General features: G+C 69.4%; 33 protein-coding genes, 2 tRNA genes and 1 pseudogene (1 of these 36 cut by a window edge). 29 read left to right on the top strand and 7 right to left on the bottom strand.

Annotated features, from left to right (window positions below; translation table 11 throughout):
* Positions 1-14 precede the first annotated feature (14 nt).
* The 13 genes and pseudogenes from QTQ03_RS12550 to QTQ03_RS12490 all read left to right on the top strand — a co-directional run bounded on the left by QTQ03_RS12550 (position 15) and on the right by QTQ03_RS12490 (position 7,256).
* The gene (locus tag QTQ03_RS12550) at positions 15-203 is read left to right on the top strand and encodes a hypothetical protein (protein WP_289278167.1); all 189 of its coding nucleotides are present in this window, start codon (positions 15-17) and stop codon (positions 201-203) included.
* A 64-nt stretch (positions 204-267) separates the two neighbouring features.
* Positions 268-1,131, top strand: coding sequence for an FtsK/SpoIIIE domain-containing protein (locus QTQ03_RS12545; RefSeq protein ID WP_289278166.1), 864 nt, complete (start codon positions 268-270; stop codon positions 1,129-1,131).
* A complete protein-coding gene (locus QTQ03_RS12540; protein ID WP_289278165.1) occupies positions 1,128-1,337 on the top strand; it encodes a hypothetical protein in 210 nt (69 codons plus the stop codon). Before QTQ03_RS12545 ends, QTQ03_RS12540 begins: the two co-directional genes overlap by 4 nt.
* A gap of 86 nt (positions 1,338-1,423) precedes the next feature.
* The gene (locus QTQ03_RS12535) at positions 1,424-1,861 is read left to right on the top strand and encodes a DUF6197 family protein (RefSeq protein WP_289278164.1); all 438 of its coding nucleotides are present in this window, start codon (positions 1,424-1,426) and stop codon (positions 1,859-1,861) included.
* Positions 1,858-2,160: a hypothetical protein gene (locus QTQ03_RS12530; protein WP_289278163.1), complete on the top strand. Its 303-nt coding sequence runs from the start codon at positions 1,858-1,860 to the stop codon at positions 2,158-2,160. Before QTQ03_RS12535 ends, QTQ03_RS12530 begins: the two co-directional genes overlap by 4 nt.
* Entirely contained in the window at positions 2,157-2,534 is a 378-nt protein-coding gene (locus QTQ03_RS12525) for an RRQRL motif-containing zinc-binding protein (protein WP_289278162.1), read from the top strand. Before QTQ03_RS12530 ends, QTQ03_RS12525 begins: the two co-directional genes overlap by 4 nt.
* Complete coding sequence (locus QTQ03_RS12520; protein WP_289278161.1) at positions 2,531-2,740, top strand: hypothetical protein; 210 nt, start codon at positions 2,531-2,533, stop codon at positions 2,738-2,740. Before QTQ03_RS12525 ends, QTQ03_RS12520 begins: the two co-directional genes overlap by 4 nt.
* On the top strand, positions 2,737-3,033 hold the full coding sequence (locus QTQ03_RS12515) for a hypothetical protein (RefSeq protein WP_289278160.1): 297 nt from the start codon (positions 2,737-2,739) through the stop codon (positions 3,031-3,033). Before QTQ03_RS12520 ends, QTQ03_RS12515 begins: the two co-directional genes overlap by 4 nt.
* Positions 3,020-3,781, top strand: coding sequence for a hypothetical protein (locus QTQ03_RS12510; RefSeq protein WP_289278159.1), 762 nt, complete (start codon positions 3,020-3,022; stop codon positions 3,779-3,781). Before QTQ03_RS12515 ends, QTQ03_RS12510 begins: the two co-directional genes overlap by 14 nt.
* Positions 3,778-4,077: a hypothetical protein gene (locus tag QTQ03_RS12505; RefSeq protein WP_289278158.1), complete on the top strand. Its 300-nt coding sequence runs from the start codon at positions 3,778-3,780 to the stop codon at positions 4,075-4,077. The genes QTQ03_RS12510 and QTQ03_RS12505 overlap by 4 nt, the downstream gene beginning before the upstream one ends.
* Positions 4,077-5,863, top strand: a pseudogene (locus tag QTQ03_RS12500) (replication initiator). Before QTQ03_RS12505 ends, QTQ03_RS12500 begins: the two are co-directional and overlap by 1 nt.
* A gap of 45 nt (positions 5,864-5,908) precedes the next feature.
* Positions 5,909-6,118 carry a helix-turn-helix domain-containing protein gene (locus QTQ03_RS12495; protein WP_289278157.1) on the top strand — a complete coding sequence of 70 codons (210 nt, stop codon included), beginning with the start codon at positions 5,909-5,911 and terminating at the stop codon, positions 6,116-6,118.
* Positions 6,111-7,256, top strand: a complete 1,146-nt coding sequence (locus QTQ03_RS12490) for a tyrosine-type recombinase/integrase (protein WP_289278156.1) — start codon at positions 6,111-6,113, stop codon at positions 7,254-7,256. The genes QTQ03_RS12495 and QTQ03_RS12490 overlap by 8 nt, the downstream gene beginning before the upstream one ends.
* A gap of 603 nt (positions 7,257-7,859) precedes the next feature.
* On the opposite strand, the gene cutA is transcribed toward QTQ03_RS12490, so the two are convergent.
* Together cutA and QTQ03_RS12480 are read right to left on the bottom strand one after the other, a co-directional pair.
* Entirely contained in the window at positions 7,860-8,234 is a 375-nt protein-coding gene (gene cutA, locus QTQ03_RS12485; protein WP_289278155.1) for a divalent-cation tolerance protein CutA, read from the bottom strand.
* A complete protein-coding gene (locus QTQ03_RS12480) occupies positions 8,231-8,833 on the bottom strand; it encodes a helix-turn-helix transcriptional regulator (RefSeq protein WP_289278154.1) in 603 nt (200 codons plus the stop codon). Before QTQ03_RS12480 ends, cutA begins: the two co-directional genes overlap by 4 nt.
* A gap of 163 nt (positions 8,834-8,996) precedes the next feature.
* Here QTQ03_RS12480 and QTQ03_RS12475 point away from each other — a divergent pair, with 163 nt between their 5' ends.
* The 8 genes from QTQ03_RS12475 to QTQ03_RS12440 all read left to right on the top strand — a co-directional run bounded on the left by QTQ03_RS12475 (position 8,997) and on the right by QTQ03_RS12440 (position 14,797).
* Entirely contained in the window at positions 8,997-9,419 is a 423-nt protein-coding gene (locus tag QTQ03_RS12475) for a hypothetical protein (protein ID WP_289278153.1), read from the top strand.
* Between the two features lie 88 nt (positions 9,420-9,507).
* Entirely contained in the window at positions 9,508-9,972 is a 465-nt protein-coding gene (locus QTQ03_RS12470) for a hypothetical protein (RefSeq protein WP_289278152.1), read from the top strand.
* 3 nt (positions 9,973-9,975) lie between these two features.
* Positions 9,976-11,406, top strand: a complete 1,431-nt coding sequence (locus QTQ03_RS12465) for an FtsK/SpoIIIE domain-containing protein (RefSeq protein ID WP_289278151.1) — start codon at positions 9,976-9,978, stop codon at positions 11,404-11,406.
* Positions 11,403-12,029, top strand: coding sequence for a DUF2637 domain-containing protein (locus tag QTQ03_RS12460; RefSeq protein ID WP_289278150.1), 627 nt, complete (start codon positions 11,403-11,405; stop codon positions 12,027-12,029). Before QTQ03_RS12465 ends, QTQ03_RS12460 begins: the two co-directional genes overlap by 4 nt.
* Positions 12,026-12,679: a GGDEF domain-containing protein gene (locus QTQ03_RS12455; protein ID WP_289278149.1), complete on the top strand. Its 654-nt coding sequence runs from the start codon at positions 12,026-12,028 to the stop codon at positions 12,677-12,679. Before QTQ03_RS12460 ends, QTQ03_RS12455 begins: the two co-directional genes overlap by 4 nt.
* Positions 12,676-12,858 (top strand): hypothetical protein, encoded by a 183-nt coding sequence (locus QTQ03_RS12450; protein ID WP_289278148.1) that lies wholly within the window; start codon positions 12,676-12,678, stop codon positions 12,856-12,858. Before QTQ03_RS12455 ends, QTQ03_RS12450 begins: the two co-directional genes overlap by 4 nt.
* Positions 12,855-14,576: a replication initiator gene (locus tag QTQ03_RS12445; protein ID WP_289278147.1), complete on the top strand. Its 1,722-nt coding sequence runs from the start codon at positions 12,855-12,857 to the stop codon at positions 14,574-14,576. The genes QTQ03_RS12450 and QTQ03_RS12445 overlap by 4 nt, the downstream gene beginning before the upstream one ends.
* 2 nt (positions 14,577-14,578) lie before the next feature.
* Positions 14,579-14,797, top strand: a complete 219-nt coding sequence (locus QTQ03_RS12440; protein WP_289278146.1) for a helix-turn-helix domain-containing protein — start codon at positions 14,579-14,581, stop codon at positions 14,795-14,797.
* A gap of 74 nt (positions 14,798-14,871) precedes the next feature.
* Here the strand turns inward: QTQ03_RS12440 and QTQ03_RS12435 are convergent.
* Positions 14,872-16,289 (bottom strand): IS3 family transposase gene (locus tag QTQ03_RS12435; RefSeq protein ID WP_502889673.1). Its coding sequence is split into 2 segments (ribosomal slippage): positions 14,872-15,959 and positions 15,959-16,289, totalling 1,419 coding nucleotides; the frame shifts between segments, so codons are not numbered across the junction.
* A gap of 67 nt (positions 16,290-16,356) precedes the next feature.
* On the opposite strand from QTQ03_RS12435, the gene QTQ03_RS30675 reads away from it, so the two are divergent.
* Positions 16,357-16,524 (top strand): hypothetical protein, encoded by a 168-nt coding sequence (locus QTQ03_RS30675; protein WP_502889751.1) that lies wholly within the window; start codon positions 16,357-16,359, stop codon positions 16,522-16,524.
* 23 nt (positions 16,525-16,547) lie between these two features.
* On the opposite strand, the gene QTQ03_RS12430 is transcribed toward QTQ03_RS30675, so the two are convergent.
* Together QTQ03_RS12430 and QTQ03_RS12425 are read right to left on the bottom strand one after the other, a co-directional pair.
* Positions 16,548-17,444: an IS3 family transposase gene (locus QTQ03_RS12430; protein WP_169600148.1), complete on the bottom strand. Its 897-nt coding sequence runs from the start codon at positions 17,442-17,444 to the stop codon at positions 16,548-16,550.
* Positions 17,441-17,761, bottom strand: a complete 321-nt coding sequence (locus tag QTQ03_RS12425; protein WP_502889683.1) for a transposase — start codon at positions 17,759-17,761, stop codon at positions 17,441-17,443. Before QTQ03_RS12425 ends, QTQ03_RS12430 begins: the two co-directional genes overlap by 4 nt.
* A 34-nt stretch (positions 17,762-17,795) precedes the next feature.
* Here QTQ03_RS12425 and QTQ03_RS12420 point away from each other — a divergent pair, with 34 nt between their 5' ends.
* Positions 17,796-18,785 (top strand): tyrosine-type recombinase/integrase, encoded by a 990-nt coding sequence (locus QTQ03_RS12420; protein ID WP_289278145.1) that lies wholly within the window; start codon positions 17,796-17,798, stop codon positions 18,783-18,785.
* A 92-nt stretch (positions 18,786-18,877) separates the two neighbouring features.
* Here QTQ03_RS12420 and QTQ03_RS12415 read toward each other — a convergent pair.
* Positions 18,878-18,951: transfer RNA gene (locus QTQ03_RS12415), tRNA-Gly, on the bottom strand.
* A 334-nt stretch (positions 18,952-19,285) separates the two neighbouring features.
* On the opposite strand from QTQ03_RS12415, the gene QTQ03_RS12410 reads away from it, so the two are divergent.
* The 6 genes from QTQ03_RS12410 to QTQ03_RS12385 all read left to right on the top strand — a co-directional run bounded on the left by QTQ03_RS12410 (position 19,286) and on the right by QTQ03_RS12385 (position 24,719).
* Positions 19,286-19,359: transfer RNA gene (locus tag QTQ03_RS12410), tRNA-Pro, on the top strand.
* 144 nt (positions 19,360-19,503) lie between these two features.
* Complete coding sequence (gene tig, locus QTQ03_RS12405; protein WP_289278144.1) at positions 19,504-20,850, top strand: trigger factor; 1,347 nt, start codon at positions 19,504-19,506, stop codon at positions 20,848-20,850.
* Positions 20,851-21,021: 171 nt separating this feature from the next.
* Positions 21,022-21,663, top strand: a complete 642-nt coding sequence (locus QTQ03_RS12400; RefSeq protein ID WP_289278143.1) for an ATP-dependent Clp protease proteolytic subunit — start codon at positions 21,022-21,024, stop codon at positions 21,661-21,663.
* A 14-nt stretch (positions 21,664-21,677) separates the two neighbouring features.
* Positions 21,678-22,340, top strand: a complete 663-nt coding sequence (locus tag QTQ03_RS12395; protein ID WP_088992362.1) for an ATP-dependent Clp protease proteolytic subunit — start codon at positions 21,678-21,680, stop codon at positions 22,338-22,340.
* Between the two features lie 207 nt (positions 22,341-22,547).
* Positions 22,548-23,837, top strand: coding sequence for an ATP-dependent Clp protease ATP-binding subunit ClpX (gene clpX / locus QTQ03_RS12390; RefSeq protein ID WP_289278142.1), 1,290 nt, complete (start codon positions 22,548-22,550; stop codon positions 23,835-23,837).
* Positions 23,838-23,921: 84 nt separating this feature from the next.
* Complete coding sequence (locus tag QTQ03_RS12385) at positions 23,922-24,719, top strand: carbon-nitrogen hydrolase family protein (RefSeq protein WP_289278141.1); 798 nt, start codon at positions 23,922-23,924, stop codon at positions 24,717-24,719.
* Positions 24,720-24,871: 152 nt separating this feature from the next.
* On the opposite strand, the gene QTQ03_RS30670 is transcribed toward QTQ03_RS12385, so the two are convergent.
* On the bottom strand, positions 24,872-24,987 hold the 3' portion of the coding sequence (locus tag QTQ03_RS30670) for a hypothetical protein (protein ID WP_502889856.1). Its footprint extends 91 nt past the window's final position; only the last 116 of its 207 coding nucleotides appear in the window; its start codon lies beyond the right edge, outside the window; its stop codon occupies positions 24,872-24,874.

Below are 24,987 nucleotides of genomic sequence, written 5' to 3'. Positions count from 1 at the left end.
GGGAGCACCCGGTGATGAACCGATCCGACTACATGTCCTGCCCGCGTGAGTGCGGCGTGGACGTGCGCGAGCACAACTCGTCCGGCCTCGTCAACGGCCGCTGTGACATCGGCCCCGAGCTTCCCCTGCTCGATGTGGGCGGCTACCTCGTCTGCGGCTGCCACGGCTCGCAGCGCGAGCACACCTGCACCTCTTCTGACTGACCACTGCGACGGGCGCGGAGTCCTCACCCGTTGGGTTCCGCGCCCACCTTAAGGAGCGCATCTCATGACCACCACGATTCCCACGACCGCTGGTGCGGTGCCGGTGGGTGCTGGCCTGTCGATGTTCGACCCGGTGTTCATCGGGATCGACGAGTTCGGCCAGCCCGTCTACCTCGACGTCGTCTACCACAACCTCCTCGCCGCCGGTGAACCGGGCGGCGGGAAGTCCGGCCTGGTCAACAACATCTGCGGCCACGGCGTCCTGTGCGACAACACCCGCCTCGTGCTGTTCGACGCCAAACTCGTCGAACTCGGCCCCTGGCGTGACCTGGCCGACGCGTTCATCGGCCCCGACATCGACCACGGCATCTCGGTGTTACGTCGCCTGCTGACCGTGGCCACCAACCGCTACACCTGGCTGCTGGCGAACCGTCGCCGCAAGCTTGGCCCTGGTGACGGCATGTCGGTGATCCTCACCGTCATCGACGAACTCGCCATGTACTCCACCGTCCTGGGCACCGAAGCCCAGCAGAAAGAGTTCTCCACCCTCCTACGCGGCCTCGTGTCGCTTGGCCGGGCCTGCGGCATGCCCGTCGTCGCCGCCACTCAACGCCCCTCGTGGGACATCATCCCCGCCAGCCTGCGGGACCTGTTCGGCTACCGCGCCGCGTTCCGCTGCACCTCGCTGAACAGCTCGAACATCATTCTCGGTCAGGGCTGGGCGGAGCAGGGCTACACCGCCTCCGACATCGCCCCCACCAACCAAGGCGCGGCCTACCTCCTGGCCGAGGGCGGCACACCTCGCCGCATCAAAGCCGCTTACCTCACCGACACCGACATCTACAACATTGCCGACTACGCCGCCTGGACCCGCCACACCACCACCACCCTGGCCGGCGCTGCCCTGGACCTGGGGTTGGCGGCATGACCACCCGCGAACGCGCCCGAGTCCGCGCGAACAACCAGCGCGCTGCCCAGTACACCGAACTGTGGATCGTCGGCCGTCCTGAGGACATCGCCGCGATGATCCACGCCGCCAGCGCCACCGGTCGACTCGTCTTCGTCTCCGCCCCACACCTGATGGGCGGTGACGACACCCGACACCGCCGCTACCTGCGGCTGCGCTCTTCGTAATCGGCCGACGGAACCGGCTCATCGCCCTGGAAAGCAGACCGGTTCCGCCGACCATCCACCAACAGCCCCGAAAGGACGTGGCTGCCATGAAGGCTACCCAACACCCACCCACCGGAGTCCAGGTCACTCCTGCTGACCTGCTGCGGATGGCTGCCCTCTACCTGCTCCGGCACGGCTGGACCCAGGGCCGCTACTACGCCACCACCGACACCCCGACTCCGCCGGCCTGCGCCGCCGGGGCCATCGGCATCGCCAGCGCCGGTCACCGCGTCGAGCACTTCACCCAACTCGACCCCGACGCCCTCGCCGACTACCTCGCCGCCCTCGCCGCGTTCGTCGACTACCTCGACGCCTCCCACCCCATGTTCCTCGTCGATGACGACGGCTCCGTCATCGACGAGCACACCTCCCCCTACTCGTGGAACGACGACCCGACCCGTACCACCGAGCAGGTCATCACCGCCCTTCAGGCGGCTGCCCACGAGTGGGACCGCCTCCACACCACGGGAGGCGAGAACCGATGAACACCGTCAAGCACACCTTGACACAGATCCCCCGGCAGAGCCGGCGTCGGGACGTCGTCGAGAACGACGAATTCGCCGCGTTCGCCCGCCGCATCATCCGCGCCCACGGCCGCCGCGTCGCCACCGGCGACGTCGAAGCCCTCCGCGACCTCGTCGCCCTCTCCGCTGTCATCGACGAGGCCATCGGCGACGCCGTCATCGGCCTACGCCGGTTCGGCTACTCCTGGGCCGAAATCGGCCAGCGGCTCGGCATCACCCGCCAAGCCGCGCAACAGCGGTGGGGCGGTGAGAAGCCGTGACCGACTTCGCCGAGCACATCGGCCTACGCGTCCGGTTCTACGACCCGCTCGGCATCCGCCACGGGTTCCCCACCTACCCCTACTTCATGGCCCCCACGGGCCTGGCCACCCGTCGCCAGTTGCGCGCCGCCGGCCTCCGACCAGGCGGACATGACCCGGTCGCGCAGATCCTCTGGTGGCGTGGCAAGCGAGTCGCCTACCTCTACCGCCTCGACCTCGCGCAACCGAAGCGCACCGCCACCCCCGCCCAACGGGAAGCCATCGGCAAAGCCCTACGCGCCCGCCGCACCTGCCGCGTCTGCGGCGTCGAACGGCCCTACTACATCCCCCGCCGCCACGGCGAATGTCTCGACTGCCACGGAGGCACCCGATGAACCTTCTCCTGATCCTGTGCCCCATCGCCGTCATCACGGTGTTCGCCCTCGTATGGGCACTCTGCGAATCAGCCGCCGTGAAGGCCTACACCGACGGCCGTCGTGACCTCCACACCGGACGCCTCGACACCGACCGATGCCGTACCGACATCAACTACACCGACGGCGCCGCAAGCGAGTACCTACACACGCGAGGTGCCCGATGAGCTTGCACCTCACCGACCCGTGCCTGTGGTGCATCGAGGGCAACACCCCTGCCGGCATCCACAACATCCTCGGCCCCGTCTACACCCCCTGCCCGGTATGCCTCGGCCGGTGCCTGCTCTGCGAAGGCGACGGGCTGTTCCCGGCCGACTTCGCGTGCCTGCCCTGCTTCCGGCAGCAACTCGCCACCCAAGGACTCGCCGCCATCATGTGCGCCGGCTGCGCGGGCGTCGTCGACCTCATCCCCCTCGACACCATCCCGGCTCCGGAGGTGCTCCCCCATGCTCACCACTAACGAACCCACTCCGTGGCCCGCCCGCCTGGAAGGTGGCTTCCTGGTCCTCATCGTCATCTTCGTCGGCCTCGCTGCCGGGGCTGCCTCCTTCACCCACGTTCACGACTGGACCATGGCCAACAGCCCAGACGGAACCAGCGACTGGTTCGGGTGGGCCAACGCCGTCATCTCCGAACTCGTCCCCGTCGCCTGCCTGCTCGTCATCCGACGCCGCAAGCGCCACGGCAGTTCGATCGGCTACCCGGTGGTCCTGCTGATCGCCTTCGCCGGCTTCTCCCTCGCCGCGCAACTCGGCGTCGCCGTCGGCAAGGTCGGCCCGTCCGGCTGGCTCCTGTCCGCCGTCCCGGCCCTGGCCTTCATGGCTCTGGTCAAACTCGTCCTCGCCCCCGTCAAGACCGACACCGATACCAGCGACACCGAGGACACCACCCAGGCCAACGAACCCACCGACACCCCGGCGACCACACCGGTGGTCGACACCCCGCCGGCTCCCGCGCCGGCAGTCATCGCCGCACCCGCGCTCACCCCGATCCCGGCCGCCCGGCCGGAGGTCCCCGCGCACCTGGTCCCGACCGCCCGCTTCGCCACCCGCCAGCACGAGCAGACCCACGGCCGGCCCATCACCGCCGACGAACTCGCCGCCCTGCTCACCGTCACCCCGACCACCGCCCGGGAACTCCTACACACCATCAACGGCCACACCCCGACCGCCGTGAACGGCACCCCCGTCGCCGGTGGTGCCCGATGACCATCCACGTCGTCGACATCCAGCACTTCACGCACACCTGCCCGGCCTGGCCGGACGAGCCGCATCCCTACGACACCCGACGCACCATCATCGACGTCACCCCCGGCGGACCCTGCCGCACCCCGGTCACCATCCACTGCGGCCAGGTGACCACCACCATCGCGTGCCACCGACACGAACCGGCCAACCGCCAGTGCGGCGCCTGCCGGCTCATCGTCACCACCCGACGCATCACCGAGGTCTTCATGGGCCACCACGGCCCCGACCACACCCGTCCCCACACGGACGCCGCCTAATGGCGTCGACGCTGGACCTCACCCCCCGCGCTTCGGCCCGGGGGTGGGCTCGAACGCCGACACCACCGCCACCATCTACGGCTACACCGCCGCCGGCTCCGCCTTCCAACGCGCCCAGCAACCCGACTACTTCGGGTGGATCGAACACGTCCGCGCCGCCGCCGGCTGCACCCGCCCCATCCGCCTCGCCGGCAGCATCTACACCATCGAGCAGGCCACCGGCCGGGTCCTGGACGTCCGGCACACCGACGGGATGCCCGACGCCGCGATCTACACCGCCTGCGGCAACCGCCGCGCCACCGTCTGCCCGGCCTGCGCCCAGACCTACCAACGCGACGCGTTCCAACTCCTACGCGCCGGCCTCATCGGCGGCAAAGGCATCCCCGACACCGTGGCGCAGCACCCGGCGGTGTTCGCCACCTTCACCGCACCCTCGTTCGGGACCGTCCACGCCCGGGTCGTCAAGCGGCACACCTGCGCCAACCGCAAGCGCTGCGACTGCCGCGCCGAACCCTGCCACGCCCGCCGCAACGTCGGACTCTGCGCCCACGGCCGCCCCGCCGTGTGCTGGGCCCGGCACGAAGCCGGCGACGCAGTACTCGGGCAGCCGTTGTGCCTGGACTGCTACGACCACGACCACCAAGCCGTCTGGAACATCTTCTCCGGCGAACTGTGGCACCGCACCAAACAAGCCGCAGAACGCTGGCTGGCCAAGCTCGCCCGCCGCCGCGGCATCCCCCGCATCGAGGTCGTCACCACCTCCGGCAAGACACGGAAGGTGCCACCCGTCCGACTCTCGCCCGGGAAGGTCGCCGAGCTGCAAGCGCGGGGAGCGGTCCACTTCCACGCCATCGCCCGCCTCGACGGCGTCGACGGCCAGGACCCCGACGCCATCATCCCGCCTCCAGCCGCGTTCACCGTCGACGACCTCGCCAACGCGCTGCGCCACGCCGCCGAGCAGATCGCGTTCCAGACCCCGCAGCACCCGGACCGGCCCGACGGGTGGCCGATCGCCTGGGGCGAGCAGATCGACCTGGAACCGATCGCCACCGACGGGACGAGTGAGGTCACGGACAGCCTCGTCGCGGGCTACCTTGCCAAGTACGCCACCAAAAGCACCGAGGCCACCGGGCACACCTCCACCCGCCTCACCGCCGATTCGATCGGCGACTACGCCGACCCCGACGGCGACCACACCGCCCGCCTCATCGACGCCTGCTGGCGCATCGGCCGACCCACCGGAACCCCGATCCCCCTCTCCCAGCGGCCCCGCGACCCCCGACCCCGGCCCGGTTTCGTCGACCGCTGGCAGTGCCCCGACTGCGGCACCCACACCCGCTACCCCGCCTGCCCCACCTGCGTCGCCCACCGTCAAGCCGCCCTTGACACCGAACCGGCGAAACCAGCCAACGCCAACCCGTACGCACGGCTCCGCCGATGGGCGCACATGCTCGGCTACGGCGGCCACTTTCTTACGAAAGCCCGCCGCTACTCCGTGACCTTCCAACTCCTGCGTGACACTCGCATCGCGTTCCGGCGGCACGAGCACCAGGACCACGACCACCCGGCCCCCGGCGGACCACCCGCCGACCCGCCCGACGACGACACCACCACGCTCATCGTCGGCACCCTCACCTTCGCCGGCGTCGGCTGGCACACCACCGGAGACGCACTGCTCGCCAACACCGCCGCCGCCCTCGCCCGCGAGCGACACGCCGCCGGCCGCGAAGAACTCGCCCACGAACTCGCCACCACCCCGGCCGGCACTGCACCGGCCGCCGCCTAACCAATCAGAAAGGAGACGGTTCTGAACGAACCTCGTGACGTCGACATGCTCACCGTCGAGCAGGCCGCGCAACGTCTCGGCACCAAAGTGCGCTTCGTGCGCCGCCTGGTGTCCGAGCGACGCATCCGCTTCTACAAGGTCGGCAAGTACGTCCGGTTCCACCCCGACGACATCGCCGACTACATCCGCCAAGGCCGGAGGGACGCTATCCGGCCTGCCCTGCGCTACCGGGAGGGAGAACACGTCTATGGCTGACAAGCGCCGCTTCGGTCGCGTCCGAAAGCTGCCCTCGGGCCGCTTCCAAGCCCGCTACCTCGGCCCGGACGGCGTCGACCGACCGGCACCGCATACCTTTGCCCGAAAGACCGAGGCGGAACGGTGGCTTGCTGCCGTTGAAGCCGAGATCATCAAGGGCACCTGGCAGGATCCGAACCGGGGACGGATCGCGCTGGGGGAGTACGCGACCACATGGATCAACCATCGGCCGAACCTGCGGCCCCGGACGGTCGCGCTCTATCGGTGGCTGTACCGCAAGTACATCGAGCCCACTCTGAGCGCTGTCCTGCTCAGTGATCTCACGCCCGGCCGTGTCCGGGCCTGGTACGCCGAACTCGTCGCGGCCGGTGCCACTGCCACCATGACCGCCAAGGCGTACCGGCTCCTACACGCGGTGCTGGTCACCGCCGTCGACGACGAACTTATCCGCCGCAACCCCTGCCGGATCAAGGGAGCGGGAGAGCACCACACCCCCGAGCGGCCTGTGGCGACCATCGCCCAGGTCCTCGACATCGCCGGCCGAGTACCCGCACGCTTCCGTGCCCTGGTGCTGCTGGCTGCCTTCACGAGCCTCCGCTACGGCGAACTCGCGGCGCTGCGCCGCAGTGACCTCGACCCGCGCTGCACGACCGTCACGGTCCGCGCGACCCTGGTCGAGATGTCTGACGGACGCATGATCTTCGGCCCGCCCAAATCGGCTGCCGGCCGTCGCTCCGTCACCATCCCGGCGGCTATCCGTCCGGATCTCCGGCGTCACCTGCGCGACTTCGTCGCCGACGACTCTGACGCCCTGGTCTTCACCGGCGCGAAGGGCGCTGCCCTGCGTCGCTCCAACTTCCAGAAGGCGGCCGGCTGGTCCGCCTCGGTCACCGCCGCCGGCCTGCCCGGCTTCCACTTCCACGACCTGCGACACACCGGGAACACCCTCGCCGCCGGGACCGGTGCCAGCCTGGCGGACCTGATGGCGCGTATGGGACATGGATCGACCCGCGCCGCGATGATCTACCAGCACGCGACAGCCGAGCGCGACAAGTCCATCGCCGGAGCGCTCAGCGCCGGGATCGCCAAGGAACGCGATCGGGCACAGAGCGGGCACGCCCGAAAGGGCAAGCGATAGTCGCAGATGCGGCCCAGGTCGGAAATGGCGTCTGACCTGGGCCACCATCGGGAGCGGGCGACGGGAATCGAACCCGCACCGTCAGTTTGGAAGATCGTTCCCGGCTGTCCTGATCGCCCGGAACGCCTGGCCGGTCGCGGTGTCGCGCTGCCCGCTCGTGCCCAATGATGACCGCTGGCGGTATCGGCTTCTGGCCCGTGGATGGCCCGGTTCGGTTCCGTCTCACCATGAGCAACCCTCGCTCCTGCTGCCACACGGCGGGCCTCAGAGCCATCTCCGCCGTGAGTCCCACACATCGTGGAGCGGGCCAGGGGCCAGGGTGACAAGGTGGAGCGCCCTACCGGACGAACGACCTTGGCGCCCTGGCCCCTGGTCTGCTCGGCTCTGCCTGGGACTCGTGGTGGAGATGGCGACCCGCGCAACCACCGACTACCGCACCGTTCGGACGGGCTTCCCCCCATCTCTGTCGAAGATCCCCCGCCCGGAGGGCAAACAGCTCTTGCAGTCCGCCAGCGTGGCCGGCCGGCCCGGCCGATGCCGGCCGGAGGTCGCCAGCAGGCCGGGGCCGGGCCGGCGCGGCCCGCTTGCGGGCCGCCTTGATTCTTAAGAGGTCAATTCGGCAGTGTCGGCGGACGTGCCGGCTGGGGGCTGGGCTGGCTCGTCGGTCTCGTCTAGGACCCATTGCAGGTATGCCGGGTTGCCGGCGATGACTGGCGTGGCGATGACGCAGGGCACCTCGTACGGGTGTTCCTGGTCCGCGCGTTCCACGATCGTCGGCACGAGAGCCACGCGGGTGTGTAGGGCGACGCGGGCTTCTCCCTCGTCGTAGGTGTTGCCCTTCCAGCGGTAGATGGACCGGATGGCGGCGATGTTGTGGCCGCAGGCGGCAATCCGGTCGTCGACCAGGCGGTGGGTGAAGTTGGCAAGCCAGTCAGCGTCGGGCGCGGTGATGACGACTTCGCAGATGTCGGTTGTCATCGCTGGGCCTCCTGCTGCTTGAGTTCGGCAATCACGTCTGTTGCCTCTTGCTCGCCGCGCGCCATCGCACCCCAGCCGGTGACGATCTTGCCGTCATAGCTGACTCCGACCCAACGGCCTGCCATGTGTTGGCCGTGGGGGTGCAGGACGAAGTACATCGTTCCCTTCGAGCGGACCGAGCCATCGTCTGCGGCGTACCAACCCATCAGGATCTCGTTGTCCCAGAGCCGCAGCTCGCCTCGCCAGTGGTAGCCGCCATCTTCTACGGCGATGCCTCGGGTGGCCGTCTCTACGTTGATCAGGTCTCCCTGCTGCCGGAAGCGGACCTGTTGCAGGGTGATGACTTCCTCGCCGTCCTTGGACGTCTGCCAGGACGCCCACCACTCACCGGACAGGTTCACCTTGTGGCTCGGGATGCCGGCCAACTCGCCGACGGCGAGATCGAGCGCGTTTGCGATGGCGACGGCCACCGAGAGGACGGGCTGCTGCTCGCCCGCTTCGTAGCGGCGAATCTGCCGCCTGTCGACCCCGGCTGCCGCCGCTAGGTCAGCTTGCGACATGCCGAGCTCAGTGCGGCGGCGTCGCAGTACCTCGGACATTTCCACACCTTCCATCTTGCGGGACGTCTTGGTCCCTGCCAACGGGACCCTCCCGTCCTCCTGCGGACTGATTAGTCCTTGACAGTAGGACCTCTAAGGCACACCATAGAGGCAGAGTTAGTCCCAAGCGGACTGATACGTCGCAGCCTAGGAGGCAGAGGGCATGGTCCCGAACTCGATCAAGGTTCCGGTTCCGTTCGACTACGTGTTCCCGCAGGGTGCGCTGTGTCTGGGGGTGGAGCCGGTGACGGATTTCGACAAGCGCGGTCAGGGTGATGACCAGGCGCGTGACAAGGACACGGGCGAGCGGCTGTGGGTGGTGAAGGTCTTGGACTTGGACCCGGAGGCGGGGAAGTTCGGCGGGTCGAAGGAGGTGAAGGTGAAGATCGCCGCTCCGGTGCAGCCGGTGCCGCCGGCGTCGAAGATCCCGGGCTATCCGCCGGCGGTGATGTTCTCCGACGTGACGCTTACCCCGTACGTGGACTCGCAGCGGTGCAAGGGCTCGGGGAAGTGCCGGGCGCGTCAGGCGTGGTCGATCCGCGCCGGTGCCATGACCGAACCCGCCGCCGTGAAGCAGGCGGCCTGACCAGAACTCGACGCGCGGGGCGGGCCTCTTCCGCCAAGTCGAATCCCGCCCCGCGCCTCACCCGCTACCTCTTGGAAGGAGTTGGGCTGTGCCCACGCTAGCTGACGCTGCCCGCATCGCCGGGAACCCGCGCCCCGCCCCGAACCGCAAGACTCACCGCCGTACCGTGATGCGCCTCGCTGGTCCCGGTATCCGGGCCGCCCGCGAGGTCTACACCACCGTCCCGTCCGACGCCGTCCGCGTCGCCGCTCTGGTGGAGATCTCCGCCGCTGCCGCTGCCCTCGCCAGGACGGTGGTGAAGCTGCGGCGCCTGGACCCGGACCTGATCGCCCCGCACGTCTCGGACCGGGTCGACCTGCGGGCGGTGCTGGGTCGGGGCCGGTGGCTGCCGACCATGACCCGCCACGTCCCGGCTCCGCAGACCGGCCCGGTCGACCTGGCCGCCCTCGTCCCGCCCCGGATGCCGGCGCGTCGTCGGGTGATCCGTCGTCGTCCCGGTACGCCGGGCCAAGGCTCCCTGTTCACCACCGCCGCGACGGTCGGGGAGGGCTGACCGATGCCGCTGGTCAACGTGATCCGGGGCGACCGGATCGAGGGCGCTCCGATCAACGTGCGCACGCCGTTCGTGCGTATCCCGATGTGGCTGGCCCTGTCCTGGTGGACCGTGAAGGCGTTCGGTCGCCTGGCCGTGGTCCTTGTGCGCTTCTGGTTCGTCACCGTTCCGGCAGTGTTCTTCGGCTGGCTCTACCTCCGGTTCGGCTGGGCCGGTCCGGTCGGCGTCGTCGGCTTGGTCGCCGTCGTCTCCGCCGGCTGGTGGTTCGGGCATCGACCGTCGTTCCTGCGCTTCGCCGGGTACCCGGTTCTGGCCCGGTTCCGCAGGTGGTGCTACCGGCGGAACTGGCACGCCGCGATGGTCACCGCGAAGCTGGCCGTCTCGTTCGACGCCCACACGGTCCTGCCGGTCCTGCGCCGGGTCGGCTGCGCCTCCGGGGTGGACGTGGTGACGGTGCGGATGGTCACCGGGCAGATCCCCGACGACTTCGCCCGCGTCGCGGAACGCCTGGCGCACACGTTCGGTGTCCGGCAGGTCAAGGCCACCCCCGGGGCTCGGCCGGATGTGGTGCTGCTGCACCTGTTCCGGGGTGACCCCCTCGCCAAGACGCTGCGCCCGCTGCCGGTGCCGGCCGTGCCCGAGTTCACCGCCCTACCGGTGGGCCGGCGGGAGGACGGCGACGGATACGACCTGCGCCTTTTCGGCACCCAGGTCCTCGTCGTGGGCGCCACGGGTGCGGGGAAGGGCTCGGTGATCTGGTCCGTGGTCCGCTCCCTCGCCGCCGGCGTCACCTCCGGCCTCGTCCAACTGTGGGGCCTCGACCCCAAAGGCGGCATGGAGTTGGGGATGGGCGCGCCGATGTTCGCCCGGTTCGCCCGCAAGGACTACACGGCCATGGCGGAGCTGATCGAGGAAGCCGCCACCGTCGCCAAGGACCGGGCCGGGAAGCTGTACGGCCGGACCCGCCAGCACACGCCGACCCCGGACGAGCCGCTGATCGTCGTCGTCATTGACGAGCTGGCGAACCTGACCGCGTACCTGACCGACCGGCAGCTCAAAGACCGAATCAAAGCCGCCCTCTCGATCCTGCTCAGCCAGGGCCGCGCGGTCGGCGTGCACGTGGTGGCCGCGATCCAGGACCCCCGCAAGGAGGTACTGCCGTTCCGGGACCTGTTCCCCACCCGCATCGGCCTCCGCCTCGCGGAAGCCGCCCAGGTGGACCTCGTGCTCGGGGAGGGCATGCGCGATCGGGGCGCGTTGTGCGACCGCATCCCGCAGTCCCTGCCCGGTGTCGGCTTCGTGGTCATCGACGGGGACCCGACTCCGATGCGGGTCCGGTTCTCCTACCTAACCGATGACGAGATCCGCGACATGGCCCACACCTACGGCCGGCTACGCGTCATCGACGGCGAGATCTCCGGCGGTGCCGCATGAAACCCCACCCCACTCACAGCCGCGCGGAACAGGTCGAGGGCCTGGTCCTGGTCCTCATCCTGCTGACCGTGGCCGGGTTCGCCGGGGCCGCGTCGTTCACCCACGTCAAGGACTGGACCCTCGACAACTCCCCGCAGGGGACCGGGGCGTGGTTCGGCTGGGCGAACGCCGTCATCTCCGAACTGGTCCCCGTCGCCGCCCTGCTCACCATCCGCCGCCGACGCCGCGCGGGCGGGCCGATCGGCTACCCGATGTTCCTCCTCGTCGCGTCCGTCGCCCTCTCCCTGGCGGCGCAACTCGCCGTCGCCAAACCCGGCCTGTCCGGCTGGCTCCTGTCCGCCGTCCCCGCGCTGGCCTTCATGGGCCTGTCCAAACTCGTCCTCACCACCGCGTCCGCCCCGACCGCACCCGCGCCGGCTCCTGCCCCGGTCCCGCCCGCCGAGCTGACCCCGGCCAGCACCGAACCGGCCGTCACCGTTCCGGCTGACCCGATCCCGGTCGCCCCGATCCCGGTCGAGCCCACCTCGGCGGTTCCGGCCACTCCGGTCCCGGCCACTCCGGTGCCGGCGGATGCCTTCGCTCGCCGTAACGGCACCCCGCTGACTCGGGAGGTGACCCGATGACCGACCACCTGCTGTCCGGCCTGTTCCTGGTCGCCGGCCTCGCCCTGTTCTGCTGGGACCAGTACCGGCTCCACGCCGTCCGCTACCAGCTGGCCGCGCTGCACCGCTCCACGCTGCGCGATCCGCTGACCGGCCTGGCCAACCGCGCCGGACTCACCCAGGCGTGGGAACAGCTCGCGTCGCTGCGGCCGTGGGTTCTGGTGGTCGATCTGGACGGCTTCAAGCCGGTCAACGACACCCACGGCCACGCCGCCGGGGACCTGGTCCTCACCGCCGTTGCGGAGCGTCTGCGCCGGATCCATGGTGTGGCCGCCCGCCTCGGCGGGGACGAGTTCGCCGCTCTCCTGCTCGACACGGACCCGGCCGCGGCTTCCCGCCGGCTCGCCCATGCGATCGCCGCCCCGATCCTGCTGCCCTCCGGGGTCGCGGTGTCGGTGACCGCCAGCATCGGCCTCGCCCCCGCCAGCCCGGCCGGGCTCGCCGCCGCCCTCGCTGACGCCGACGCCGCGATGTACCGGGCCAAGACCACCCGGGCCGGCGTGGTCGCGTTCGACCCGCTACGCGATGACCACACCGCCCCGGCTGTCGACCCCCGACCGATCCTGCGGACCCGCAACATGACCACCCGGCCCATGGAGGCGACCCCGTGAAGATCCGCCTCATGGGCACCGACGCCGAATGCGCCGCCGCCCTCACCGCCCTGCGCTTCTCCCGACTCGTCCGCGTCACCGGCGTGGACGGCCCGTACCTCAACCGCCGCGACACCCGCCTCCGCCTCTACATCGACGCGGAGGTCACCACCGCCGAAACCGAGGCCGGTGCACGATGACCGCCCCCACCCTGCCCATCCCCGCCCCGGCCGAGGACATCACCCCTCGGCCGGGTTCCCGGGCCGCCCGCATGCTCATGCCCCGATCCGTCGACGTCGTCAAAGATCTGGCCGCCGACTACGGCGTCTGCACCCGCCCCGTGAGCCTGCGCCGCACCGACCTCGACTCCGGCCACACCGAGGTCATCGACATGCCGTGCGGGGCGACGCAGGAGGCGAAGTGCCCGGCCTGCGCCACCCGGGCACGGAAGCTGCGGCAGCAGCAGATCCGCGAAGGCTGGCACCGCGACGACGAACCCGACCCCGGCCCGTTGCCAGCCACCGAAGCTCAACGCGGCCTGATCGTCGCCCGCGCTCACCTGGAGTTCGCCCGCGACGAAGCCGCCCGCACCTCCCAGTGGGATCAGGTCACGGACCTCGACGACGCCATCGCAGAGCTGGAAGCCGAGATCACCACCGAGGGCATGCGGGGCCGACCCGCCCCAGCGCACGGCAGCGACCACTCCGACGACGGCGACGGCAAGCGGCGGGTCCGCTCCACCAAACGGCGGCAGGACGCCCCGGACCTGCCCCGCCTCCCGGTGGAGAACCGGACCATCGGGCGGACCTTCGAGGGCCGGGCCGGGACGGTGTTCCGGCCGTCGATGTTCCTCACCCTCACCCTCGACACCTACGGCCGCGTCAACTCCGACGGCACCCCCGTCGACCCCGACACCTACGACTACCGGCGCGCCGCCTGGGACGCCGTGCACTTCCCCCGCCTCCTCGACCGGTTCTGGCAGAACCTGCGCCGGGCGGTTGGCTGGAACGTCCAATACGCCGGGGCCGTCGAACCGCAGCGCCGGCTGGCCCCTCACGCACACTTCGCCATTCGAGGCACCATCCCCCGCACCCTCGTCCGGCAGGTCGCCGCCGCCACCTACCACCAAGTCTGGTGGCCCCCAGTGGACAAGCTGGTCTACGAACCCGGGAGAGCGCCGCAATGGAACCCGGACGCCGGCGGCTACACCGACCCCGACACCGGGCAGCTCCTGCCGACGTGGGATGACGCCCTGAACCTGCTCGACGCCGACCCCGACGCCCAACCCGTGCACGTCGTCCGTTTCGGCAGCCAGGTCGACGCCAAGGGTGTGCTCGCCGGCACCAAGGACGCGGACCGGTGCGTCGGCTACATCACCAAGTACCTGACCAAGCAGGCCGCCGACTGCCACCAGGTCACCACCGGCCGACAGCGGGCACACCTGGAACGGCTCTGGCAAGAACTGCGGCACACGCCGTGTTCGGAGCGGTGCGCCAACTGGCTGCTCCACGGCATCCAACCCAAGAAGCCCCGCCAAGGGCTGCGGCCCGGCAACTGCAAGAACAAAGTCCACAAACGCGACACCCTCGGCATCGGCGGCCGACGCGTCCTCATCTCCCGCCAATGGTCCGGCAAAACCCTCACCGACCACCGCGCCGACCGCCGCGAATGGGTCAAAGCCCTCCTCGGCGTCACCACCGACCACGCCACCGCCCCCGCCGGCACCGACACCGCCCGGCACGCCTGGGAACTCGCCCGGCCCACGGATCCGGACGTGCCACCCCTCGCCCACCGAGTCCTCCGCGCCATCTCCGAACGCATCCAATGGCGCGTCCAGCTCGATGCCGCGAGACGGGCCGCCGACCCGCCCGACGTTCCGGCAACTGGCCTGACCCCGATGAATCGAGAGGAGCCGTGACCGTGGCCGATAACCTGCTGACTGCCGGCGAGGTGGCCGCTCGCCTCCGCGCGACACCTCGCTTCGTTCGCCGGCTGGTGGCAGAGCGCCGCATCGCGTACGTCAAGGTCGGCCGCCTCGTCCGGTTCGAGCCTGCCGCTGTGGCCGCCTACATCGAGGCCAACAGGGTTGTTCCGATGAGCCGGGCGCAGTTGCGGCGGCAGCTCGCGGAGGTGGCCTGATGCCGACACGGGGTAATCGTCGACGTTTCGGCAACGCCCGCCCGGAAGGTGTCAACCTTTTTGGGGCGGTCGGTTCAGGGGTTCGTTGACTGAGTCGTGGTGTCCTCGGGCTTGTTGATCCACGCGGTGGTGGGCAGGGCGGGTGGTTGCGGGATGCCGCGGACGAATCGTTCGGGGTTGCGGGTGTAGGCGGCGGTCAGGACGTCGGCGCGGACATCGCGGACCTGCCGGGCGTGGCCGTGGTGGACGTCGTGTGGGGTGTGCCAGCCGATGCCGGAGTGCCGGTGGATGGTGTTGTACCAGGTGAAGAAGGCGCGGCAGTGAGCTCGGGCGTCCTGGACGCTGCCGAAGCGGTCGGGGAAGTCGGGCCGGTACTTCAGGGTCTTGAACTGGGCCTCGGAGAACGGGTTGTCGTTGCTGCACCTGGGCCGGGAGTGGGACTTGGTCACGCCGAGGTCGGCCATCATCTGCGCGACCGTCTTGGACGCCATTGAGGTGCCGCGGTCGGCGTGGATGGTCAACTGCTCACGCGCGACGCCCTGCTTGGTGATCGCGTCGGACAGCAGCCGTTCGGCCAGGGCGGCGTCCTCGCGCTCGGCGAGCAGCCACGCGACGGTGTAACGGCTGTAGATGTCGATCACGCTGTAGAGGTGGTAGAAGTCCCGCTTGGCCGGGCCGCGCAGCTTGGTGATGTCCCACGACCACACGCGATTGGGGGCGTCGGCGATCAGTTCGGGCTTGACCTTCGGCGGGTGCACCGCGTGACGGCGGCGCTCCCTGACTTCGCCGTGGGCACGCAGGATCCGGTACATGCTCGACACCGACGCCACGTACACGCCCTCGTCGAGGAGGGTGTGGTAGACGGCCGCGGGGGCCATGTCGGCGAAGTCCGGGCTGTTGAGCAACGCCCGGACGCTGTCACGCTCGGCTGCGCTCAGGGCACGTGGCTGCGGCCTGGGTTCACGCCCCGGCCGCGGTGGCGCAGGCGTCTGGCGGTGCCGGCGGTAATGGTTGGCCTGCGGCCGGCCGGTGGCTCGGCACGCCGTCCGGATGCCGATCAGCGGCGTCAGTTCGGTGATCGCAGCGTCGATCATGGTGTCGGCTCGCTCCCGCTGTGCTGGCTGTCGGTCGCGAGTTGCCCCAACAGCGCGGAGAGTTTTCCCTGCACCTCGATCACCTTGCGGGCCTTGTCCAACTCGGCGCGCAGCCGCTCGTTGTCTGCCCGCAACCGGGCTGCCTCCAGCACCGCCGGATCGGTCTTCGGCCGCCCGGCCGGCTTGGCCAGGGCCTCGCGGGCGCCGGCGTCACGCTGATGCTTCCACGCCGCGAGCAGCGACGTGTACAGGCCTTCCCGACGAAGCAGGGCGCCCTTGCCGGCCTTATCGAGGGTCTCGTACTCGGCCAGGATCCGCGCCTTGTACGCGGCGGTGTATGTCCTTGTTCGGGGCTTTGCTGGTACCTCGGGGTCGGGCACCGGGTGATGCGATGTCACGGGGGTGGATCTCCTTGCACGCCCTCACGGGTCAGAGTTTCAGCAGGTCAACCTGCCTTCCCCAAGGATGACACAGAGGGGCCAGCGTTCGTCTGGTCGTTGGCAGGCTCGCTACGTTGGCCCGGACGGATTGACCCGGACGGCTCCGCGCACCTTCGCCACTGAGAAGCAGGCGGAGAAGTGGTTGACCCTGGTTGAGTCGGAGATCATCCGGGGTGGGGTTGACCCGGTTTGACGGACAGGGTCGGTAAGTTGATCTCACGCTACCTTGCTCGTTGGCCTGCGGGAATAGGCCGTCGCCTCATACTCGGCCGGGCTCATGTAGTCCAGGGTGGAATGGCGGCGGCGGGTGTTGTACCACCCCTCGATCCACTCGAAGATCGCCGCACGGGCGGCGGCCCGGGTCGGCCACGCCCTCCGGTCGAGCAGTTCGGTCTTGATCGTGGCGAAGAACGACTCCGCGACGGCGTTGTCCCAGCACTGACCCCGCCCACCAACCGACAACCGCACCCCGTTGCGGTCGGCCAGCCGGGCGTACTGCGCACTCGTGTACTGGCAACCCCGGTCGCTGTGGAAGATCACCGGCCCGGTCGGGCGTCGGACGGCGATCGCGTTGGACAACGCCTGAGCGGGCAGATCGGTCCGTAGGTGGTCGGCGGTCGCCCAGCCCACAACCCGGCGTGAGGCGATGTCGATGACGGTGGCGAGGTACAGCCAGCCCTCCCACGTGTGGATGTAGGTGATGTCGCCGCACCAGCGGGTGTCGACCCGGCCGGCGGCGACGTCGAAGTCCCGGCGGATCAGGTCCGCCGACAACGCCGCCCCCGGGTCGGGCACGGTCGTGGTGCGCCACCGCTTCGGCGTGCGGCCGCACAACCCGGCGCCCCGCATCAGCCGGGCGACCCGCTTGCCGGAGTGCCGCCGCCCCTGGGCGGCGAGTTCGGCGCGGACCCGGGGTGCGCCGTAGGTGCCGGCCGAGTCGGCGTGGATCTGCGCGATGCGGGCGGCGAGGTCTGCGTCGTCGCGTTCCCGCCGCGACGGCCCGGCACGGTGCTGGTAGTAGGCGGACCGGGAGACCTCCAGCAGCTCACAGGAACGCTTCACGTTCCCGTCGGGCCGCGCCTTCTCCGCCTCGATGAACGGGTACACGTTCACCGGGTCTCCCTCACGAAGAAAGCCGTGGCCCGTTTCAGGATGTCGACGTCCTCGCGGAGCCGGCGGTTCTCCCGCCGCAGCCGCGCCAGCTCGTCGCGCTCGTCGCTGGTCAACCCGTCGCTGCGGGTGCCGGCGTCGATGTCGGCCTGCCTGACCCACTCACGGACCGCGGTCTCGGTCAGGTCGAAGTCCCTCACGACCTGCGCCACCGATCGGTCACCCCGCCGGCACACCTCGACGATCTCCGCCTTGAACTCCGGCGTGAACGCTCTGCGCGGCCGGCGTGGTTTCTTGCCCATGCCTTCCATGATGAACATCCTCCCGAGGAGCACACAGCCCCTCTGAGCTGGGATGTCCGTCAAACCGGGTCAGGCCCAGGGGGAGTGGGTCGCGCCGGAAGCTGGCGAGATTGAACTCTTGGAGTACGGGCAACGGTGGATCGCTGAGCGCAAGCTCGCTCCGAGGACGCGACAGGGCTATGAGTTCCTGTTCGCGCGGCAGGTCGCTCCGTACCTCGGGCACCTGATGCTGGGCGGGATCAGGCCGGCGACCGTCCGGGCTTGGCGAAAGAAGCTCCTGGATGCGGGCGTTCCTGAGCCCCAGGCGGTCAAGGCGTACGCGCTGCTGCGGGCCGTCCTGAACACGGCGGTACGTGAGGACGAGATTATTCGGCAGAACCCGTGTCGGATCAAGGGCTACGACCAGTACCACACCCCGGAGCGGCCCACGGCCACCATCGCCCAGGTCTACGCCCTAGCCAACGCCGTGCCCGCTCGGTATTCGGCGCTCGTCTTGGTCGCGGCGCTCTCTGGCCTGCGGTGGGGCGAGTTGGTCGCGCTTCGTCGCCGGGATCTCGACCTCGACGCCGGCACGGTCCGCGTCGCCCGCAAGCTCGCCGCGCTACGGAGTCACCTGGAGTTCGGGCCGCCCAAGTCGGCCGCCGGGGTCCGCGTCGTCGCCCTGCCTGCCGCCGCCGTGGAGGCCCTGCGGGCGCATCTGGACGAGTTCACCGCCGCCGATGCTGACGCCCTGGTCTTCACCGGGGACAAGGGCGCTCTGCTGCGGTCCGGCAACTTCGGGCGGGCGGTCAAGTGGACGCGGACGGTCGCGGCGCTTGGGCTGGCGGGCTTTCACTTCCACGACCTGCGGCACACCGGCAACACCCTTGCCGCAGCCTCTGGGGCGAGCACGCGGGAACTGATGCACCGGATGGGCCACGCGAGTATGCGAGCCGCATTGATCTACCAGCACGCCACCAACGAGCGTGATCGAGAAATCGCCTCGGCCATGGACCGGCGGATCGCCAAGCAGGCCCGGCGAAAGGGCGGCCAAAGCCGCTAATGGCCCACGGATGGCCCGCAAGATCGAAGCGGGGAATTGGCCGATCGGCCCAGGATCGGGGGATGCAGCCTCTGACCTGGGCCGGCGGTCTGTGGAGCGGGCGACGGGAATCGAACCCGCACCGTCAGTTTGGAAGACTGAAGCTCTGCCATTGAGCTACGCCCGCGCGCATCCCCGGGTCGTGGGGACGCGCCGACAGCGTACCCAATCGGTTCGCGGTCCGCGCAGCCACGCCCGGCGTGTCGCCCGCCGCCCACGATCCGCGCGCCGTCCAAACGGCTGGCCTGGCCGGCGGCGGTCACGCTGAACTTCTTCAACCATCCCGTGTGCCCGTTGCTGTCACGGATCGTCGGGTCGCCGCCACCTTCGATCCGGGTTGAAGGTGGCTCACCTTCTCATGGATCTGTGGCCGCCGGACCTCTCTCGTCGTCCCCGAGAGGGCGTGTACCCGCCCCGGGGGGCGCCCGGCGAGCGTCGACCGCATAGACTGTTTCCCGCCACGGGGTGTGGCGCAGCTTGGTAGCGCACTCGCTTTGGGAGCGAGGGGCCGTGGGTTCAAATCCCGCCACCCCGACTGTCGTCCGCGGCCGGGCCGCCCCGGGTGTCGCCGGTTTCCCGCGCGGCCACCCGGGCGGTGGCGGTCGGCTGTGCCGGCTCGCCTACACTCGATGGGCTGTAGAGCGCCCAGACCAACTGAGATCCGTCAAGGAGTACGCCTGTGAAGAGCACCGTCGAGACTCTGAGCCCGACGCGCGTGCGGCTCGCCATCGAGGTGCCGTTCGTCGAGCTCGAGCCGAGCCTCAAGAAGGCGTACCGGGAGATCGGCCAGCAGGTCCAGGTTCCCGGCTTCCGCCGGGGAAAGGTCCCCGCCGTGGTGATCGACCAGCGGGTCGGCCGGGGCACCGTCCTCAACGAGGCGGTCCAGGAGGCCATCCCGCAGAACATCCTCGCCGCGGTCCGCGAGCACGACCTGAAGACGCTGGGCCGTCCGGAGGTCGAGATCACCGAGTTCGCCGACGGTGACGCGCTGAACTTCACCGCCGAGGTGGACGTCCGTCCGGAGATCACCCTGCCCGACCCGGCCACCATCGAGGTGACCGTCGACGAGCTGCAGATCGACGGCAGCGAGGTCGACAATCAGGTGCAGAGCCTCCGCGAGCGGTTCGCCACCCTCAAGACCGTCGAGCGGGCCGCCGCCGAGGGCGACTACGTGCAGATCGATCTGAACGCGACCGTCGACGGCGAGGAGGTGCCCGGCGGCTCGGCGAGCAACATCTCGCACGAGGTCGGCAGCAAGCAGCTCCTGCCGGGGCTGGATGAGGCCCTCGTCGGCGTCGCCGCCGGCGAGAGTGCGACCTTCACCACCGAGCTGGTCGGCGGTGACTACGCCGGCCGGGAGGCCGAGGTGTCGGTGACCGTCCGCACGGTCAAGGAGAAGGAGCTCCCCGAGCTGAACGACGAGTTCGCCCAGCTGGCAAGCGAGTTCGACACCATCCAGGAACTGCGCGACGACCTCCGCGAGCGGGTGACCCGGGGCAAGCGCGTGGAGCAGATCTACGCCGCCCGGGACAAGGCGCTGGAGCAGCTCGTCGAGGCTGCCGACGTGCCGGCGCCGGAGGGTGTCGTTCGCGAGGAGGTCGAGAGCCGCCGGGCGGCGATGGTCGACCAGCTCGAGCGCATCGGTGCCTCGCTGGAGGAGTACCTCGCGGCTGAGGAGAAGACCGAGGAGCAGATCGACACCGAGCTGACCGAGGCGGCCACTCAGGGCGTCAAGATTCAGCTCATGCTGGACACGATTGCCGACGCCGAGGACACCCAGGTCTCCGACGACGAGTTCGGGCACGAGATCGTGCACCGGGCGCAGCGGGCCGGGATGGCCCCGCAGCAGTACTACGACCAGCTTGTCCGCTCCGGCGCGGCCGGCGCTGTCTACGGTGACGTCCGACGTGGCAAGGCACTGGCCTCGATCATGGAGCGGATCGTGATCAGGGACACCGCCGGCAACGAGGTGACCCTCGAGGCCCTGCGCGCCGAGAACGAGGCGGAGCACGACCACGAGCACTGATCGCCTGGGCAGCGGCCGCCGTCCCCCGACGTGGTTGGGCGGCGGCCGAAACCCGTTCCGGGGTACGCCCGAGGGGGCTGCGCTGAGAGCGAACAGCGCCCCGACCGGGACGCTGCGGACCGGGTGAGCGGTTAGTGTCGGGTAGGACGGTACGGAGAGCGAAGGGCTGCCATGACCGACATGCACATCCCAGCGACGCCGCTCCGGGCGATTGACGCCCGAGGTGGCGACAACATTGGCAACCTCGACGACTCGGTCTACAACCGGTTGCTCAAGGAGCGGATCATCTTCCTGGGCAGCGAGGTGACCGACCAGGTCGCCAACCGCATCTGCGCGCAGCTGCTGCTGCTCGCCGCGGAGGACCCGGACCGCGACATCAACCTCTGGATCAACTCGCCGGGCGGCTCGGTCTACTCGGGCATGGCGATCTACGACACGATGCAGTTCATCGACAATGACGTGTCGACCGTGGCGATGGGCATGGCGGCCTCCATGGGCCAGCTGCTGCTCTGCGCGGGCACCAAGGGTAAGCGGTACGCCCTGCCCCACGCCCGGATCATGATGCACCAGCCGTCGGGCGGCATGGGCGGCACCGCCTCCGACATCGCCATCCAGGCGGAGCAGATGCTCTACACGAAGCGGATGTTCCAGGAGCGGGTCGCCTTCCACACCGGCCAGGGCCAGGCGCAGATCGAGGCGGATTCGGACCGTGACCGCTGGTTCACCGCCCAGGAGGCCATGGACTACGGCTTCATCGACAAGGTGATCACCGGAGCCGCCCAGGTTCCGGAAGGCGCCGGGACCCTGAGCTGAGCGAGGAGCTGACGATGACCGACCTGAGCCTGCCGCCCCAGTTCGCGGCCGTGCACAACCGCTACGTCCTACCGTCGTTCGTCGAGCGCACGTCGTACGGGGTCAAGGAGTCCAACCCGTACAACAAACTCTTCGAGGATCGGATTATCTTTCTCGGGGTCCAGGTCGACGACGCGTCGGCCAACGACGTGATGGCCCAGCTGTTGACGCTTGAGGGCACCGACCCGGACCGCGACATCATCATGTACATCAACTCGCCCGGTGGCTCGTTCACGGCCATGACGGCGATCTACGACACGATGCAGTATGTCCGGCCGGACATACAGACGGTCTGTTTGGGTCAGGCGGCCAGCGCCGCGGCGGTGCTGCTGTCCGCCGGCACTCCGGGTAAGCGGATGGCGTTGCCGAACTCCCGGATCATCATCCACCAGCCGGCCACCGAGGGCGGCTACGGGCAGGGCTCGGACATCGAGATCCAGGCCCGGGAGATTCTGCGGATGCGGACGCAGCTGGAGGAGATGCTGTCCCGGCACTGCAACCAGCCGATCGAGAAGGTTCGCAAGGACATCGATCGGGATAAGATCATGACGGCCGAGGAGTCCAGGGAGTACGGGCTGGTGGACACGATCCTCACCAGCCGTAAGAAGGGTCTGCTGGCCGCCAACGCCGCCAGCTGAGCGGTACGGGTTGGAGGTCGGTCGGGAATCCGCTCCCGGCCGACCTCTGACACACCCGTTTTGGGGGTCGGAGAAAACCGCGCCAGCGGGTAACGTCGGGTCTGTACCGCTTCGCTGGTCCGACCGGCGGGGTAGCAGAGACGGGCGGCGCGCGGCGTCCGCAGGTCGTGGCCGGTTGACCGGCCGATGAGTGCAGGGAGAATGTAGGTGGCACGGATCGGTGACGGCGGCGACCTACTGAAGTGCTCCTTCTGCGGCAAATCGCAGAAGCAGGTCAAGAAGCTCATCGCGGGTCCCGGGGTCTATATCTGCGACGAGTGCATCGATCTCTGCAACGAGATCATCGAGGAGGAGTTGGCCGAGTCCGGTGAGGTGAAGTGGGAAGAGCTTCCCAAGCCGATGGAGATCTGCCAGTTCCTCGACAACTACGTCGTCGGTCAGGACCAGGCCAAGAAGGCGCTCGCCGTCGCGGTCTACAACCACTACAAGCGGATCCAGGCCGAGGCGGCCGGTGCCCCTGGTAGTGACAGCGTCGAGCTGGCCAAGTCGAACATCCTGCTCCTCGGCCCGACCGGGTGCGGCAAGACCCACCTCGCGCAGACCCTGGCGCGGATGCTGAACGTCCCGTTCGCCATCGCGGACGCCACCGCCCTCACCGAGGCTGGCTACGTCGGCGAGGACGTGGAGAACATCCTCCTCAAGCTGATCCAGGCCGCCGACTACGACATCAAACGTGCCGAGACCGGCATCATCTACATCGACGAGGTCGACAAGATTGCGCGGAAGTCGGAGAATCCGTCGATAACGCGCGACGTGTCTGGCGAGGGCGTGCAGCAGGCCTTGCTCAAGATGCTGGAGGGCACGGTCGCGAACGTGCCGCCGCAGGGCGGCCGTAAGCACCCGCATCAGGAGTTCATCCAGATCGACACCACCAACGTGTTGTTCATCTGCGGCGGAGCCTTCGCCGGCCTCGACCAGATCATCGAGGCGCGCACCGGCCACGGCGGCACCGGCTTTGGGGCCCGGCTCCGGTCAGTCTCGGAGCGGTCCACGGATGACATCTTCAGCCAGGTGATGCCGGAGGATATGCTGAAGTTCGGCCTGATCCCCGAGTTCATCGGCCGGCTCCCGGTGATCACCAACGTGCGTAGTCTGGATCGCACCGCGCTGGTCCGGATCCTCACCGAGCCGCGGAACGCCCTCGTCCGGCAGTATCAGCGCCTGTTCGAGCTGGACGGCGTCGAGCTGGAGTTCGAGCAGTCGGCTCTGGAAGCAATCGCGGATCAGGCGATGCTCCGCGGCACCGGTGCCCGCGGTCTTCGAGCGATCATGGAAGAGGTTCTACTCTCCGTGATGTACGAGGTGCCCAGTAACCCGGATGCCGCCCGCGTCCTGATCACCCGTGAGGTCGTCCTGGAGAACGTCAACCCGACGATCGTCCCGCGGGAGTTCACCGGGCGGCGAGCCCGCAGGGAGCGCGAGGAGAAGTCTGCCTGAGCGGTTCCGCGACCGAGGTTCGATACCACCCATCCCGGGCCTCAGGTCCTGTCGCCAGCACGGCCCGATCCGTACGCTGATGCCATGCGCATCGCTGTCTGCCAGCTCAACTCCCGGCACGACCGCAAGGAAAACCTCACAATTGCGGAGTCGCTGCTGGAGCGCGCCGCCGCCGGTGGCGCCGACCTCGCGCTCCTTCCGGAGTACGTGGACTACCTCGGGCCCGTCGCGAACTCTCCCGATCCAGAGCCGGTCGACGGTGAGGTGGGAGAGTTTTTCGCCGCTGTCGCACGACGCCTCGGTATGTGGGTCATCGCCGGCTCGGTTCACGAGCGCGGTCCGGACCCGGTACGCACGTACAACACGTCGTTGGTATTCGACCGGTCCGGCACGCTGGCCGCCACCTATCGCAAGATCCATTTGTACGACGTGGAGATCCCCGGACGGGTGTCGTACCTCGAGTCGGCCACGGTCGCGCCCGGTGCGCAGCCGGTGGTGGTTGACGTGGAGGGCCTGCGGGTCGGCCTGTCGATCTGCTACGACCTGCGCTTTCCGGAGCTGTACCGGAAGCTGGCCACCGAGGGCGGCGCCCAGCTGCTCGTCGTGCCAGCGGCCTTCATGCTGCACACCGGACGGGACCACTGGGAGGTGCTGCTGCGCGCGCGGGCCATCGAGAACCAGTGCTTCGTGGCGGCGGCCGGTCAGACCGGAGACCATGAGCCTGGCCGGACGTGTTTCGGGCGCAGCATGGTGGTTGACCCGTGGGGCCTCGTCCTGACCCAGGCGCCCGACGGCGCGAGCGTCGCATTCGCGGATCTCGACCTGAAGCGCCTGCACACGGTCCGTAGCGAGTTGCCGAGCCTTGCCAACCGCCGTCTCTAGCGGCCGGGGACGCATCGGACACCTGGGGGCGTGTGTTGCGTCGTACGTCGGCGGGAGGTCCTGCTCCATGGCGGCTCGGCCGACTGGGTCCGGTGCGCCGTTCCGGCTATGACGCCGCCGGGCGGTGGGTCGGTGGGTCGGTGGGTCGGTGGTTAACCCTGAAGTAGCACGCCTATCGTCGCGAGCCCGGCTATGGCGACCGCCGTGACGAGGAGGGCCGTGGTCATGCGGGACGGGCCGCGTCGGGCCAGTTGACCGACGGACATCA

This window comes from Micromonospora sp. WMMA1363 (assembly GCF_030345795.1).
Taxonomy (GTDB): Bacteria; Actinomycetota; Actinomycetes; order Mycobacteriales; family Micromonosporaceae; genus Micromonospora.
The sequence above is the reverse complement of the archived record's forward strand: the minus strand, read 5'-3'. Positions and strand labels throughout refer to the sequence as shown.

Excerpts from the sequence above, each read along its gene's own strand:
- QTQ03_RS12550 (WP_289278167.1), top strand. The coding sequence starts at position 15 with ATGAACCGATCCGACTACATGTCCTGCCCGCGTGAGTGCGGCGTGGAC.
- QTQ03_RS12545 (WP_289278166.1), top strand. The coding sequence starts at position 268 with ATGACCACCACGATTCCCACGACCGCTGGTGCGGTGCCGGTGGGTGCT.
- QTQ03_RS12540 (WP_289278165.1), top strand. The coding sequence starts at position 1,128 with ATGACCACCCGCGAACGCGCCCGAGTCCGCGCGAACAACCAGCGCGCT.
- QTQ03_RS12535 (WP_289278164.1), top strand. The coding sequence starts at position 1,424 with ATGAAGGCTACCCAACACCCACCCACCGGAGTCCAGGTCACTCCTGCT.
- QTQ03_RS12530 (WP_289278163.1), top strand. The coding sequence starts at position 1,858 with ATGAACACCGTCAAGCACACCTTGACACAGATCCCCCGGCAGAGCCGG.
- QTQ03_RS12520 (WP_289278161.1), top strand. The coding sequence starts at position 2,531 with ATGAACCTTCTCCTGATCCTGTGCCCCATCGCCGTCATCACGGTGTTC.
- QTQ03_RS12515 (WP_289278160.1), top strand. The coding sequence starts at position 2,737 with ATGAGCTTGCACCTCACCGACCCGTGCCTGTGGTGCATCGAGGGCAAC.
- QTQ03_RS12510 (WP_289278159.1), top strand. The coding sequence starts at position 3,020 with ATGCTCACCACTAACGAACCCACTCCGTGGCCCGCCCGCCTGGAAGGT.
- QTQ03_RS12505 (WP_289278158.1), top strand. The coding sequence starts at position 3,778 with ATGACCATCCACGTCGTCGACATCCAGCACTTCACGCACACCTGCCCG.
- QTQ03_RS12495 (WP_289278157.1), top strand. The coding sequence starts at position 5,909 with ATGCTCACCGTCGAGCAGGCCGCGCAACGTCTCGGCACCAAAGTGCGC.
- QTQ03_RS12490 (WP_289278156.1), top strand. The coding sequence starts at position 6,111 with ATGGCTGACAAGCGCCGCTTCGGTCGCGTCCGAAAGCTGCCCTCGGGC.
- cutA (WP_289278155.1), bottom strand. The coding sequence starts at position 8,234 with ATGACAACCGACATCTGCGAAGTCGTCATCACCGCGCCCGACGCTGAC.
- QTQ03_RS12480 (WP_289278154.1), bottom strand. The coding sequence starts at position 8,833 with ATGTCCGAGGTACTGCGACGCCGCCGCACTGAGCTCGGCATGTCGCAA.
- QTQ03_RS12475 (WP_289278153.1), top strand. The coding sequence starts at position 8,997 with ATGGTCCCGAACTCGATCAAGGTTCCGGTTCCGTTCGACTACGTGTTC.
- QTQ03_RS12465 (WP_289278151.1), top strand. The coding sequence starts at position 9,976 with ATGCCGCTGGTCAACGTGATCCGGGGCGACCGGATCGAGGGCGCTCCG.
- QTQ03_RS12460 (WP_289278150.1), top strand. The coding sequence starts at position 11,403 with ATGAAACCCCACCCCACTCACAGCCGCGCGGAACAGGTCGAGGGCCTG.
- QTQ03_RS12455 (WP_289278149.1), top strand. The coding sequence starts at position 12,026 with ATGACCGACCACCTGCTGTCCGGCCTGTTCCTGGTCGCCGGCCTCGCC.
- QTQ03_RS12445 (WP_289278147.1), top strand. The coding sequence starts at position 12,855 with ATGACCGCCCCCACCCTGCCCATCCCCGCCCCGGCCGAGGACATCACC.
- QTQ03_RS30675 (WP_502889751.1), top strand. The coding sequence starts at position 16,357 with ATGACACAGAGGGGCCAGCGTTCGTCTGGTCGTTGGCAGGCTCGCTAC.
- QTQ03_RS12425 (WP_502889683.1), bottom strand. The coding sequence starts at position 17,761 with ATGTTCATCATGGAAGGCATGGGCAAGAAACCACGCCGGCCGCGCAGA.
- QTQ03_RS12420 (WP_289278145.1), top strand. The coding sequence starts at position 17,796 with ATGTCCGTCAAACCGGGTCAGGCCCAGGGGGAGTGGGTCGCGCCGGAA.
- QTQ03_RS12400 (WP_289278143.1), top strand. The coding sequence starts at position 21,022 with ATGACCGACATGCACATCCCAGCGACGCCGCTCCGGGCGATTGACGCC.
- QTQ03_RS12395 (WP_088992362.1), top strand. The coding sequence starts at position 21,678 with ATGACCGACCTGAGCCTGCCGCCCCAGTTCGCGGCCGTGCACAACCGC.
- QTQ03_RS12385 (WP_289278141.1), top strand. The coding sequence starts at position 23,922 with ATGCGCATCGCTGTCTGCCAGCTCAACTCCCGGCACGACCGCAAGGAA.